The organism is Terrabacter aerolatus, assembly GCF_007991735.1.
Lineage (GTDB): Bacteria > Actinomycetota > Actinomycetes > Actinomycetales > Dermatophilaceae > Terrabacter > Terrabacter aerolatus.
The window spans coordinates 172,756-185,515 of the sequence record NZ_BJYX01000007.1 but is presented as its reverse complement, the minus strand read 5'-3'; the positions used below and the strand labels follow the sequence as shown (position 1 = coordinate 185,515).

Annotated in this window: 13 protein-coding genes; 6 read left to right on the top strand and 7 right to left on the bottom strand. The window is 73.2% G+C overall.

From position 1 onward, the window contains the following. Positions 1 to 13 precede the first annotated feature (13 nt). Positions 14 to 853 carry an aldo/keto reductase gene (locus TAE01_RS09170; protein WP_147065644.1) on the bottom strand — a complete coding sequence of 280 codons (840 nt, stop codon included), beginning with the start codon at positions 851 to 853 and terminating at the stop codon, positions 14 to 16. A 117-nt stretch (positions 854 to 970) separates the two neighbouring features. On the opposite strand from TAE01_RS09170, the gene TAE01_RS09165 reads away from it, so the two are divergent. From TAE01_RS09165 to TAE01_RS09155, 3 genes are all read left to right on the top strand, one after another. After that, positions 971 to 1,939, top strand: a complete 969-nt coding sequence (locus tag TAE01_RS09165; protein ID WP_147065642.1) for an aldo/keto reductase — start codon at positions 971 to 973, stop codon at positions 1,937 to 1,939. Positions 1,940 to 2,036: 97 nt separating this feature from the next. Continuing rightward, positions 2,037 to 2,405: a YidH family protein gene (locus tag TAE01_RS09160; RefSeq protein ID WP_147065639.1), complete on the top strand. Its 369-nt coding sequence runs from the start codon at positions 2,037 to 2,039 to the stop codon at positions 2,403 to 2,405. Beyond that, the gene (locus TAE01_RS09155; protein ID WP_186815124.1) at positions 2,402 to 2,782 is read left to right on the top strand and encodes a DUF202 domain-containing protein; all 381 of its coding nucleotides are present in this window, start codon (positions 2,402 to 2,404) and stop codon (positions 2,780 to 2,782) included. The genes TAE01_RS09160 and TAE01_RS09155 overlap by 4 nt, the downstream gene beginning before the upstream one ends. Before the next feature lie 59 nt (positions 2,783 to 2,841). Here the strand turns inward: TAE01_RS09155 and TAE01_RS09150 are convergent, their stop codons facing one another. Further along, positions 2,842 to 5,028 (bottom strand): MMPL family transporter, encoded by a 2,187-nt coding sequence (locus tag TAE01_RS09150; RefSeq protein ID WP_147065637.1) that lies wholly within the window; start codon positions 5,026 to 5,028, stop codon positions 2,842 to 2,844. Positions 5,029 to 5,317: 289 nt separating this feature from the next. Here TAE01_RS09150 and TAE01_RS09145 point away from each other — a divergent pair, with 289 nt between their 5' ends. Beyond that, positions 5,318 to 5,878 (top strand): TetR family transcriptional regulator, encoded by a 561-nt coding sequence (locus TAE01_RS09145; RefSeq protein ID WP_147065635.1) that lies wholly within the window; start codon positions 5,318 to 5,320, stop codon positions 5,876 to 5,878. Between the two features lie 10 nt (positions 5,879 to 5,888). On the opposite strand, the gene TAE01_RS09140 is transcribed toward TAE01_RS09145, so the two are convergent. Genes TAE01_RS09140 through TAE01_RS09130 form a run of 3 tightly spaced genes read right to left on the bottom strand, consistent with a single transcriptional unit; the run spans position 5,889 to position 8,372 of the window. Further along, positions 5,889 to 6,341, bottom strand: a complete 453-nt coding sequence (locus TAE01_RS09140; protein ID WP_147065632.1) for a DUF7144 family membrane protein — start codon at positions 6,339 to 6,341, stop codon at positions 5,889 to 5,891. A gap of 55 nt (positions 6,342 to 6,396) precedes the next feature. Then, positions 6,397 to 7,269, bottom strand: a complete 873-nt coding sequence (locus tag TAE01_RS09135) for an alpha/beta-hydrolase family protein (protein WP_246111236.1) — start codon at positions 7,267 to 7,269, stop codon at positions 6,397 to 6,399. Next, the gene (locus TAE01_RS09130; RefSeq protein WP_186815123.1) at positions 7,158 to 8,372 is read right to left on the bottom strand and encodes an alpha/beta-hydrolase N-terminal domain-containing protein; all 1,215 of its coding nucleotides are present in this window, start codon (positions 8,370 to 8,372) and stop codon (positions 7,158 to 7,160) included. Before TAE01_RS09130 ends, TAE01_RS09135 begins: the two co-directional genes overlap by 112 nt. Before the next feature lie 184 nt (positions 8,373 to 8,556). Between TAE01_RS09130 and TAE01_RS09125 the strand changes: the two genes are divergently transcribed. Then, complete coding sequence (locus TAE01_RS09125; protein ID WP_147065627.1) at positions 8,557 to 8,907, top strand: hypothetical protein; 351 nt, start codon at positions 8,557 to 8,559, stop codon at positions 8,905 to 8,907. Next, a complete protein-coding gene (locus TAE01_RS09120) occupies positions 8,852 to 9,985 on the top strand; it encodes an ATP-binding protein (RefSeq protein WP_246111235.1) in 1,134 nt (377 codons plus the stop codon). The genes TAE01_RS09125 and TAE01_RS09120 overlap by 56 nt, the downstream gene beginning before the upstream one ends. Positions 9,986 to 9,989: 4 nt before the next feature. Here the strand turns inward: TAE01_RS09120 and TAE01_RS09115 are convergent, their stop codons facing one another. Together TAE01_RS09115 and TAE01_RS09110 are read right to left on the bottom strand one after the other, a co-directional pair. Next, positions 9,990 to 11,144: an ABC transporter ATP-binding protein gene (locus TAE01_RS09115; RefSeq protein ID WP_186815122.1), complete on the bottom strand. Its 1,155-nt coding sequence runs from the start codon at positions 11,142 to 11,144 to the stop codon at positions 9,990 to 9,992. Continuing rightward, entirely contained in the window at positions 11,141 to 12,757 is a 1,617-nt protein-coding gene (locus TAE01_RS09110) for an ABC transporter permease (protein WP_186815121.1), read from the bottom strand. Before TAE01_RS09110 ends, TAE01_RS09115 begins: the two co-directional genes overlap by 4 nt. Positions 12,758 to 12,760: the final 3 nt, after the last annotated feature.

Genomic DNA, 12,760 nt, shown 5'->3' with positions numbered 1-12,760 from the left:
GCCGGACGCGGCCTCACATCTCCTCGTGGGTGTCGGGGTCGCCCCCGAAGAGCCGCCCGTCCTGACGCGCCAGGCCAGAGATCGCGGCGACCTCGTCCGGGCTCAGCTCGAAGCCGAAGACGTCGAGGTTGGTGCGCTGCCGCTCGGCGTCGGCCGACTTCGGCAGCGGCACGACACCGAGCTGCACGTGCCAGCGCAGGATCGCCTGGGCGGGCGTCACGCCGTGCGCCTCCGCGGCGGCAGCCACCGGGTCGGCGCCGAACGGGGCGTTGCGCTTGCCGAGCGGGCTCCACGCCTCGGTGACGATGCCGAGCCGCTCGTGCGCGGCCCGCAGCCGCTCCTGCGGGAAGAGGGGGTGCAGCTCGACCTGGTTGAGCGCGGGCGTCACTCCCGTCGCCTCGATGACGTCGGCGAGGTGCTGCTCGGTGAAGTTGCTGACGCCCACGGAGCGCACGAGGCCACGCCCGCGGCACTCGACGAGCGCGCGGTACGCGTCGACGTAGAGCCCCACGCTCGGGTTGGGCCAGTGGATGAGGGCGACGTCGAGCTGCTCGAGCCCGAGGCGCTCGAGCGAGCCCTCGATCGAGGCGACGGCCCGGTCGAAGGCGTGGTCGCGTCCGGGAACCTTCGTCTGGACGACGAGCTGCTCCCGGGGCACGCCGGACCGGCGGATCGCCTCGCCCACCTCTGCCTCGTTGCCGTAGTTGACCGCGGTGTCGAGCAGCCGGTAGCCGGCCTCGATCGCGGTCACCATGGACCGGATGCCGTCCTCGCCCGTGAGCGGGTAGGTGCCGAAGCCGGTGGCGGGCAGGGTCGTGCCGTCGTTGAGCGTGCGCGTGGGGGTTGTCGCCATGGACCGACCCTACGCAGGGCGCCACCGACGCACCAGCAACGTCCGCCGCCGTCGGGCGGGTATGGGCCCTTCGGCTCGTCACCGCGTCGAGCAGCAGGGCCCCGGAAGGACACCACCATGGAGTACACCCGCCTCGGACAGTCGGGACTGCAGGTCAGCCGGATCGCACTCGGCTGCATGAGCTTCGGCGAGAGCAGCCGCGGCAACCACGCCTGGTCCCTCGACGAGGCCACCGCCGAGCCGTTGTTCCGCCAGGCCGTCGAGCTCGGCATCACCTTCTGGGACACCGCCAACGTCTACAGCGCGGGATCGTCGGAGGAGATCGTCGGCCGTGCCATCAAGGCCTACACGCGGCGCGAGGACGTCGTGCTCGCGACGAAGGTGCACGGCCGCATGCACGACGGTCCGGGCGGGGCAGGCCTGTCGCGCAAGGCGATCCTCGAGCAGGTCGACGCCTCGCTGACCCGCCTCGGCACCGACTACGTCGACCTCTACCAGATCCACCGCTTCGACCCCGAGACGCCGGTCGAGGAGACGATGGAGGCGCTGCACGACGTGGTCCGGGCCGGCAAGGCCCGCTACATCGGCGCCTCGTCGATGTGGGCGTGGCAGTTCGCGACGATGCAGCACGCCGCCGACCTGGGCGGCTGGACGCGGTTCGTCTCGATGCAGGACCAGTACAGCCTCATGCAGCGCGAGGAGGAGCGCGAGATGTTCGGGCTGCTCGAGGCCCAGGGCGTCGGCGCGATGCCGTGGAGCCCGCTGGCCCGGGGCCGCCTGGCGCGCCCCTGGGGCACCGAGACGAAGCGCACGGGCAGCGACGCCTTCGGCCAGACCCTCTTCGGCGACCGCGACGAGCCGATCGCCGACGCCGTCGAGCAGGTCGCGGGCGCCCGCGGCCTCCCGATGGCCCAGGTGGCCCTGGCCTGGGTGCTGCGCCAGCCGGTCGTCAGCGCGCCGATCGTGGGCCCGACGAAGGAGCACCACCTCGCCGACGCCGTCGCTGCCCTCGACGTCCACCTCACCGACGACGAGGTCGCCGCCCTCGAGGCGCCCTACACGCCGCGCGAGCCCTCGGGCTTCTGACCGACCCCGGGGTGGCGACGGGCGCGGGCGGGCGCCGTCGCGGGATGATCGGGACGGCGCGCCGCCCCGCGCGCCCCTGCCACGGAGAGGGGACGCAGTGACGACCGACGGCCAGAGGCGTTTCCCGCGCTCGGTCTTCGACGGGGGCGAGGACCCGGACCCGCGCTTCAGCCTCGCCAACGAGCGCACGTTCCTCGCGTGGATCCGTACGGGTCTGGCGTTCGTCGCGGCCGGGGTGGCACTCGAGGCGCTCCAGGTGCCCCTCGCGGGGTGGCTGCGGATCACCGTCGCCGTCGGGCTCGTCCTCGCCGGGCTCGCGGCGACGGCCCAGGCGTGGCTCTCGTGGGTGCGTACCGAGCGCGCGATGCGCCACCTCGCTCCCCTGCCGTCGTCCGGTCTCAAGCTGCCCATCGCGGTCCTGCTCGGCCTCGTGGGGCTGGCCGTCCTCGTGGGGCTGCTGCTGTGACCGCACCGCAGCCCTCCGGCATGCAGGCCGAGCGGACGTCGCTCGCATGGCGGCGCACCTCGCTCTCGGTGGCCGTCGGCTCGCTCGTGGGGCTGCGGGTGCTGCCCCCGCACCTGGGACCGACGGGGTATGCCGTGTCGGTCCTCGGCCTGCTGTGGAGCCTCGACCTGGCGCTGAGTGCACGACGTCGCTATCGCGACGGCCAGCGGCTGCTCCGCACGAGCTCCGGGGCCACGACCGCTGGCCCGAAGACCGGCCCGAGGATGGGCCCGACGATCGGCACGACCGCCGGCGCCACCGTGGCGCGGACGGCTCTGACCAGCGGAACCTTCGCGCTCACGGCCCTCGTCGCGCTCGTCGTGATCGCCCGGCGCTGACGACGCGACCCCGCATGCCGTGTCCCCCCCCCCGCACCCGGCATACGGGGTCGGCCGAGTCAGCCGGCCACGGGCTCCCTGACGGGTTCGCCTGCGGGGCGGAGGTTCTCGCCCTCGATGTCGACGTTGGGCAGGGCGCGGTCGAGCCACCGCGGCAGCCACCACGCCCGATCACCGAGGAACGACATGACGGCGGGCACGAGCGAGAGCCGCACGACGAAGGCGTCGACCGCGACACCGAAGGCGAGGGCGAAGCCCATCGACTTGATGATCGGGTCGTCGACGAGCACGAAGCCGGCGAAGACCGACATCATGATGAGCGCGGCCGCGACGACGACACGCGCCCCGTGGCCGACCCCGGCGACGACGGCCTCGCGTGCGGTGTCGCCGTGGACGAAGTCCTCACGCATCCGCGAGACGAGGAAGACCTCGTAGTCCATCGCCAGGCCGAAGAGGATGCCGATGAGCAGGATCGGCAGGAAGCTGACGAGCGGGCCGGCGGTGTCGAGGCCGACGAGCGAGCGGAGCCAGCCCCACTGGAAGATCGCGACCGTGGCACCGAACGCCGCACCGATCGTCAGGAGGAAGCCGAGCGTCGCCGTGAGGGGCACGAGCAGCGACCGGAACATCAGCATGAGCAGGACGAAGCCGAGGCCGACGACGACGAGCAGGTAGACGGGCAGGGCGGCGGCGAGCTTGTCGGACACGTCGACCCCGACCGCCGTGACGCCGGTGACCGAGATCTCGGTGCCGGTCGCGCCCGACGTCCTGGCCAGTGCCGAGCGGAGGTCGCGGACGAGGTCGAAGGTCGCCTCAGCGGTCGGTCCCGACTTCGGGATCACGGCGAGGATGGTCGTGCGGCCGTCGGCGCTCGTCTGGCCGGGGGCCACGGCGAGGACGTCACCGAGTCCCGTCGCCGCCGTGGCCGCGCCGGCCGTCGCCTGCTGCACCTGCGCGGGGGTGTCGCCGTGGACGACCATGACGAGCCGGCCGTTGAAGCCCTCGCCGAAACCCTCGGAGATGAGGTCGTAGGCCACCCGCTTGCTGCTCGTGACCGGCGCGGTGCCGTCGTCGGGCAGGGCGAGACGCATGTCGGCGGCCGGCAGCGCGACCGCCCCGAGCACGACGACCCCGGCGATCAGCACCGGGATGCGGCGACGCACCGTGAAGCGACCCCAGGCGAACCCGCGGTTGCCGGCGGCCTCGTCGAGGTCGGTGCCTTCGGCGCGGTCGGCCCGGCGCTGGCGGCGGGAGAGCACGCGGTCGCCCGCGAGACCGAGGAGGGCGGGCAGGAGCGTGACGGCCACGAGGACGGCGACGAGGACGGTGCCGGCGGCGGCGAGCCCCATCGCGGTGAGGAACGGGATGCCGACGACCGAGAGCCCGGCGAGGGCGATGATGACGGTGAGACCCGCGAAGACGACGGCGGTCCCGGCCGTGCCGACGGCGCGTCCGACCGCCTCCTGCCGCTCGAGGCCGAGAGCCAGGTTGTGCCGGTACCGCGAGGTGATGAAGAGCGAGTAGTCGATGCCCACGGCGAGCCCCAGCATGAGGGCGAGCACCGGTGTCACGCTGGACAGCTGGACCGCGTGGCCCACGATGAGCAGGCCGATCATGCCGACGCCGACGCCGACGAGCGCGTTGACCATCGTCATGCCCGCGGCGACGAGGGAGCCGAAGGTGATGACGAGCACGACGAGCGCGACGAGGACGCCGATGCCCTCGGTCGAGCCGATCTCGGGAGTGGCGAGGAGCGGCTCGCCACCCGCGGCCACGGCCCAGCCGGCCGGCGCGTCGTTCCCGAGCGCCTCGTAGGCAGAACGCTGCTCGGCCGTCAGCTCGTCGGCTGTCTTGTCGAACTGCACCGTGACGAGGCCGTAGCGCCCGTCCTGGCTGACGGCCTTGGTGTCGAGCGGGCTCAGGGCGGCGACGACGCCGGGAACCTTCGTGGCGCGCGCGACGATGTCGTCGAGCACGGCCTCGGAGCCGGGGGCGACGACCGTCTGTCCCTCGGGGGCGCGGACGACGACGGTGCCGGACGCGCCGCTCGCCTGGGGGAACTCCTTGGCGAGGGCCTCGAGGGCCCGCTGGGACTCGGTGCCGGGGATCGTCACGCTCGAGGTGGGCGCGCTGCCGAGGGTCAGCAGCACCGCGGCGAGGACCGCGAGCAGGACGAGCCAGGCGGACGCGACGAGGCCGCGACGACCGAACGCGAAGCGTCCGATCCGGTAGAGCAGGGTTGCCATGGGAGCTCCAGAGAGGGACAGGTCAGGAATCGGGGCCGGGCGTCACTGACCAGCGCCTCCAAAGTTAACCGAACGGCTAAGTCCGACACAAGCCGATCGGCTAACTCCGCTACGCTGGCCCTCGGCCCGACCCACACCGCAACACACCGAGAAGCTGCCGAGGGTGCTGGTTGCAGCCGCAGATCCCGGCAGGTACTCGGTGTGTTGCGGGTGAGCGGTGGGTCGGCAGGACACGGGGCCAGGACACGGCATACGTCATTGGCCGGGGGCGGGACGAGGAGGACACGGCATGGCTCGACCGCAGGCGCCACGAGGGCACGGTCGCCGGCGCGTCATCGACGCCGCCGTCGAGCTCTTCGCCGAGCACGGCGTCACCGGCACGTCGCTGCAGATGATCGCCGACCACCTCGGGGTCACGAAGGCGGCGGTCTACTACCAGTTCCACGCCAAGGAGGACATCGTCCTCGCGGTGCTCGAGGAGGCGCTCGTCGACCTCAGGGCGTTCGTCGAGACGGCCGAGGCCGAGCCCTCCCCCGACGAGGCGGCCATGGTCGCCCTTCGCGGGCTCGTCGACCTCATGATCGGCCACCGGAAGGTCGTGGCGGCGCTCATGCGCGACCCCGAGGTGGAGCGCATCATGGCGACGCACGACGACCTCAACTCCCTCGTGGGCCGGCTGACCGCGCTCCTGCTCGGACCCGCGCCCGACCTGCGCCGGCGGATCGCCGTCTCGGTCGTCGGGGCCGGTGTCGCGCAGGCCGGGACCGACCCGTTGCTCGCCGACGTCGACGACGAGACCCTGCGCGCCGAGCTGCTCGAGCTCGGGCCGTCGATGCTGCCGCGTTCCTGAGTCGCGCGGCTCAGAGCTCACCGAGGTCCACGGTGCTCAGGGCCCAGATGACGATGACGTCGAGGGCGATGACGACGATCGCCCACACCGGATAGGACGGCAGCCACAGGAAGTTCGCGAGCGCCGAGAGCACGGCGAGCGCGATGCCGGCCGAGCGCGCGACGAGGTTGCCCGTGAAGATGAACGGACCGGCGACGGCGGCCCCGAGGCCGATCACCATGTGGAACCAGCCCCAGGCGGTGGCGTTGAAGGTGAAGACGTAGCTCGGGGTGCGGACGAGGAAGGTCGGGCCGTCGACGAGCGTGACGAGCCCCTCGACGAACTGGAAGAGCCCGGCGACGAGCATGACGGTCGCGGCGAAGGTGCTGGCGCCGGCGGCGAGGAGCGTCCGCGCGCGCCGGGTCTCTCGCACGGGACGCGCCGGCGCCGGACGCGGGCCGGTGGCAGGCCTGGACCTGGCCATGGTGTCCTCCTTCGGAGTGGTGTGCGGGTGTCGGTGGTTGTGCGGGGGTGCCGGCTCAGGCGAACGCGCCCTCGCGGTAGGCCTCGCGCCGCCGCACGGCATCGTGGATGGCGGCCATCTGCTCGTCGCTGCAGTGCAGGTCGTAGACGTCGCGGACGAACTCCGGCAGGTCGGCGCGGTAGTCGTGCGCCCACGCGGTGAACGGGCCGGGCACCTGCGCGTTCTTCATGTCGACGAGCGTCTGCACGAACGTCGTCACCGGTCGCCACCGCATCCCCGCAGGTATGCCGCGTGGTGACTTCCCCGGCACGTCCTCGCGGCGCGGACGGTCGGGACCGAGCCACGCGGGTCGGCGGTTGAGCAGGTCGAGGCCGAACTTCGTCACGCCGTCGTTGTCGTGGCTGAGCAGGACGTAACGCAGCCGGGCGCGGGCCGGCTGGCCCAGCGCGACGAGCTGTTCGTGGTCGTTGACGACGGTGACGAGCGACGGGTCGACGTCCGGCCGCGGAGGTCCGGTGATCTCGTGCATCCACTTGCTCCCGCCGGGGGTGCCGATCCACAGGGCACGGTCGATGCCGAGCGCCTGCGGCCCGAGGGTGCCCCAGCCGAGGAGGACGTCCTGGCTCGTGTGGGCGCCGAGGGACTCCCCGAAGAGCACCACCTCCGGACGACGGTCCGTCGGCATGTCGCGCACGCGCTGGAGGATGCGCAGCCAGAGCAGCCGGTTCTGCTCGCGCGCGTCGCGCACCTTGCCGAGCGAGAGCGGCGACGGTCGCTTGGAGTACTGCATCGTGACGCTCGCGAGGTCGCCGCGGGTCAGGTACTGCGCGGCCGCGATCGCGACGTAGTTGACGTAGCCGGTGCCCGTCGGCGACACGAGCATGAGCATCGAGCGGGACCACGCGTCGGTGCGGTCCATCTCGGCGATCGCGAGCTCGACGCGCTCGGTCGGGGTCGAGCCGCTGTCGAGCCCGACGAAGACCTGCACGGGGTGGGCGCGGGCGGCTCGCCCATGACGGTCTCGATCGACAGGTCGGAGGGCACGCTGCCGTCCGGCAGCGGCTGTCGCACGGCGACGGTGGCCGGACGCACGTACGTGACGGCGTGCCGTCGACCCTCGCGCCCGAGGGACTCCCACGAGACGAGGCTGGCCGGGTCCCCGCTCACCATGGGGCTGGTCCACACGCCGGGCGCGGCCTCCATCCACGGGTCGACCGTGGTCGTCACGGCCTCGATGCGCTGCATGACCCGCGTCCAGAGGGCGCTGACGATGACGCCACCACCGGCGAGGAACACCGCGTGCGAGGCGAGCTGCCAGGCGAACCCGGCTCCCGGCGCGGCGCCCGGTGCGAGGCGCCGCACCTGCTGCGCGGTCCAGCGCTCGCCCCAGGCCGCGCCGTAGAGGATCGCGAGCACGCCTCCACCGGCCGCGAGCCCGCGCAGCGTCGGGACGTCGTCGACCGTGACCGGGTCACGCTCGGGGCCCGACCCGCGCACGCGCCCCATGACGGCCGAGGTCGCGAGGCCGACGGGGATCGACAGGGGCAGTGCCGCGAGACGGCCGCCGGCGCCGAGGGCCCGGTCGAGACGCCGCACCCCAGCGGTGGCGCCGATGAGGACCGTCCCGCCCAGCGCCGTCGCCCCCATCCGCCACGCGGCCTGGCGGACGAGCCCGTGCCTGGACGTCACGACTCCGCGCCGGTCGAGGTATGCCGCGAGGCCGAGTCCCAGGGGCGCCATCCCCAGCTCGCAGCCGAGGGCGGTGACGGAGGCGCGTCGCTCTGCAGGCCAGTCGTCGGGGAACCACTGCCAGGTGGTCGCCGCACCCTCGATCGAGCGGGAGACGACGTCGATGACGTCCTGGGACGAGAGTGCGAGCAGGTAGGTGGCGCCGGTGGACAGGCCGGTGATGAGGCCCTGGTCCTTCCACGATCGGCGCGACAGCGACGGCGCCAGGGTCGCGGGCGTCACGAGCGAGGCCATGACGAGACCGACCTTCTGCCCCGTGTGCACGAAGTCCGACTGCTCCACGTTCGCCTCCCATGCCTCCCGTCCCCGGCCGGCCGGCGCGCCTGGGGCTCGCACCGCCGCTGATCCGAGCATGGCCACCGGCGGGCCTGACGCGCTCACCCCTCGGGGGTGAATGTGGAGGTCGGCAGGCCCGGAGGGTCCGGGAAGGGTCCCGCCGCCTGTCCCGCGTGGACATAGTGGAGACATGCCCGCGAACGTCGACGTCGCCCCGTCCTCCCCTCCGTCGTCCGGACTGACGCACCTCGAGTCGCCCGACGGGCGGTCGTTCGTGGCGCGCGGCCCGGCCCACGAGCAGCCGGTGCCGGGCGACTACCTCGAGCTCGAGGGCGAGGACGGCGTGCTCGCCTTCGTCGAGGACGTCACGAGCGAGGCGTCGGGGACCGGGTTCTCGGCATCCGGGACCCTCGTGCAGGTCGGCGGTGCGGGGGGGCACCTCGGGCCCGTCGCACCGTGCGGACTCGCCGTGGCACGACGTGCCGGTGCGGCCCACCCGGCCCGACGCGGTCCAGCGCCTGCTGTCCGGGGCCGACCCTGAGCTGCACCTCGGCCTGCTCGCCGGCCAGGACTCCGTCGGCGTCGCGCTCGTGCCGAACCGCCTCAACCGGCACACCTTTTGGTGCGGCCAGAGCGGCTCGGGCAAGACCTACGCCCTCGGTGTGCTGCTCGAGCGCATCCTGCTCACCACGCGGCTCCCCGTCCTCGTCTTCGACCCCAACAGCGACTTCGTGCGCCTGCACGAGCAGGCCGCCGGCGCCGACCCGCGGCAGGCCGAGGCGCTGCACGACCGGGAGGTCGTCATCCTGCGACCGGACGACGCGCAGTCACCGCTCCGCGTGCGTTTCACCGATCTGACCTCGCGCGCCAAGGCCGCCGCCCTGCACCTCGACCCCGTCGTGGACCGGGCGGAGTACAACGCCCTCCTGCGCCTCTTCGCCGGAGACTTCCAGACGGTCGACGCGGGCCAGATCGTGCCCCACCTGCGCTCCCTCGGCGACCCGGACGCCGAGGCGCTGGCGCAGCGCATCGAGAACCTCGGCGTCATCGAGTGGACGACGACCTGGGCCTTCGGCGCGACGCCGGCGACCGACGTCATCGCGCGGCGGCCTGCCGCGACGGTGCTCGACCTCGGCGGCTACGAGCGGCACGAGGAGCAGCTGACCGTCGCCCTCGCCGTCCTCGACGACCTGTGGGCCCGGCGGGCCGAGCGGCGGCCCCTGCTCATCGTCGTCGACGAGGCGCACAACCTCTGCCCACCCGACCCCGAGACGCCGCTCGGGGTGGCGGTGCGCGACCGCCTGATCCAGATCGCCGCGGAGGGCCGCAAGTACGGCCTCTGGCTCCTGCTGTCGACGCAGCGCCCGTCGAAGGTGCACGCGGGCATCGTGTCCCAGTGCGACAACCTCACCCTCATGCGGATGAACTCGCGCGAGGACCTCGAGCAGCTCGCGTCGGTCTTCGGGTTCGTCCCCCGCGGGCTGCTGGCCCAGGCGGCCCGGTTCCGGCAGGGCGAGGCGCTCCTCGCGGGAGGGTTCGTGCCGATGCCGAGCGTCGTTCGGATGCGCAGGCGCGTCACGGCGCAGGGCGGGACCGACGTCCCGGTCCCGATGCCCTGACGGGTCAGGCGTCGGGCGGGAAGGCGATGGCCTCGCCCTCGATCCGCAGGCGCAGCTCGGTGCCCTTCGCGGCGATGAACGCGTTGGAGTGACGGATGCTGATGATCTCGCCGCTGCGGGCGAGCGCCGAGGTCTCGCAGCCCGGCTCGCGACCCGAGGTCAGCTCGAGGCGGACGGTGCTCTCGGGCCCGAAGTAGTCGGTGTCGACGACGACGCCGCGGATCGGACCGTGCTCGTCGACACGGATCTGCTCCGGACGCAGCATGAGCTGCACCCGGCCACGACGGGTCGTGGGGGCGAGCCGGACCGCTCCGAGCGAGCACGTCGCCGTATCGCCCTCGACCCAGGCCTCGAGCATGACGGCGTCGCCGAGGAACTCGGCCGTGGCCCGGTCGACCGGACGGGTGTAGACCTCGAGCGGGCTGTCGACCTGCGCGAGCAGGCCGTCCCGCATGACGGCGACCTGGTCGGCGAAGCTCAGGGCCTCGGCCTGGTCGTGCGTGACGAGGACGGTCGTGATGCCGGCGTCGTGGAGCACCTTGGCGACCGTGCGCCGGGTCGCGACCCGCAGCCCCGCGTCGAGGGCGGAGAAGGACTCGTCGAGCAGCATGAGCTCCGGCTCGCGGGCCAGGGCTCGGGCGAGCGCGACGCGCTGCTGCTGACCGCCGGAGATCTCGTGCGGCCGTCGGGTCGCCAGAGCCGGGGCGAGCGAGACCATCTCGAGCAGCTCGGCGACCCTGGCCCGGGTCGCCTTGCGGCCCTGCGGCAGCCGCGAGGTGTCGAGGCCGAAGGCGATGTTCTGTCCGACGGTGAGGTGCGGGAAGAGGGCGCCGTCCTGGGCGACGTAGCCGACGTCGCGGTGGTGCGCCGGCACCCAGGCGTCCCCGGCGGCGAGGGTGCGCCCGCTCAGGGTCACCGACCCGGCCTCGGCCCGCTCGAAGCCGGCGATGAGCCGCAGCAGGGTCGTCTTGCCCGAGCCCGACGGGCCGACGATGGCCGTCGTGCTGCCCGGGTCGACCGACAGCGTGACCCCGCGCAGCACCTGCTGGGGGCCGAAGCTCTTCACGAGGCCGCTGACCTCGAGCCGCCCGCGGGCGGCCGGGTCGTGGTAGTCGACCGCGCCGGTCGCGTCGGGAGTGGATGTCGGGGTGGATGTCATTGTCCGGCCGCTTTCTTCGACTGCTGGAAGAGCAGGTAGGTCATCGGTGCCGACAGCACGACCATGAGCAGGGCGTAGGGGGCGGCGCCGGCGTAGTCGATCTCGCTGCTCTTGGCCCAGAACTCGGTGGCGAGGGTGCGGGTGCCGTTGGGCGAGAGCAGCAGGGTCGCCGTCAGCTCGTTGACGATGGCGAGGAAGACGAGGGCCGCTCCCCCGGCGGCCGCCGGAGCGGCGAGGCGCAGCGTCACCCGGGCGAAGGCCGCGAGGGGACGCACCCCGAGGGCCTGCGCGGCCTCCTCGAGCTCGCGCGGCGCCTGGGCGAGGCCCGAGCGCAGGCTGACGAGAGCCCGGGGCAGGAAGAGCAGGACGTAGGCGGCGACGAGCACGAACGCCGTCTGGTAGACGCCGGGCAGGAACCGGATGCTCACGGTGACGAACGCGAGACCGACGACGATGCCGGGCATCGAGCTCGTGACGTAGTTGGACAGCTCGAGCGAGCGGGTGAACCAGCTGGGCCGGCGCACCGCGAGGAAGGCCATCGGGAACGCGACGAGCGTCGTCACCGCGGCGCCGGCCACCCCGTAGAGCAGCGTCTGGACCAGGGCCGGCACGAGCTCTCCCGGGGTCCAGATCGCCGACCCGCCGAGCACGACCCACCGCACGACGAACCACATCGGGACCCCGACGGCCAGCACGACGAGGAGCAGGAGCGCGAGCTGCGCGGGCACGTGGAGCCGGCCGAGCGGCATACGCCCCGGGGCGGCCTGGCCGCCCGACCCGACGCGCGCGTAGCGGGCGGTGCCCCGGCTGCGGACCTCGGCGACGAGGAGCAGGAGGCACAGCACGACGAGGACGCTCGCCAGCATGTTGCCGGCCGCACCGTTGAAGGTCGACTGGTACTGCACCATGATCGCCGTCGTGAAGGTGTCGAAGCGGATCATCGCGAAGGCGCCGTACTCCGCGAGCAGGTGCAACCCCACGAGCAGCGCCCCGCCGGTCATCGCGAGCCGAAGCTGCGGGAGCACGACCCGGCGGAAGACCCGCCACGGCCCGAGACCGAGTGAGGCCGCGGACTCCTCGAGGGAGGGGTCGAGACGGCTCAGGGTCGCCGCCGCCGGGATGTAGACGAGCGGGAAGTAGGACAGCACCGAGATGAGCACGCCCGACCAGAGGCCCGCGAGCGACGGGATCGCCGACACCCAGCCGTAGCTGTTGACGAACGCCGGGATGGCGAGGGGGGCCGCGAGCGCCAGGGCCCAGAACCGGTGGCCGCGCAGGCGGGTGCGCTCGACGAGCCAGGCCCCGCCGACGCCGAGCACGAGGCAGAGCGGCACCGAGACGAGCATGAGCAGGATCGTGTTGAGCAGGAGCTCGCCGACGCGGGCGCGGAAGATCAGATTGACCGCGGTGTCCCAGCCGGTCGCCACGGTCATGACGACGACGTAGCCGAGCGGCATGAGCGAGACGAGCGCGATGAGCACGGCGATCACCGCCAGGACGGGTGGACGGCGACGCCCGGACGCCGGGCCCGGGCGGGTGCCCGGGCCCGGCGTGGGAGCCGTGCCGGTCTCGGGCGCGCGGTGCGCGCCCGGTGCGGTGAGGTCGGTGGTCACCGG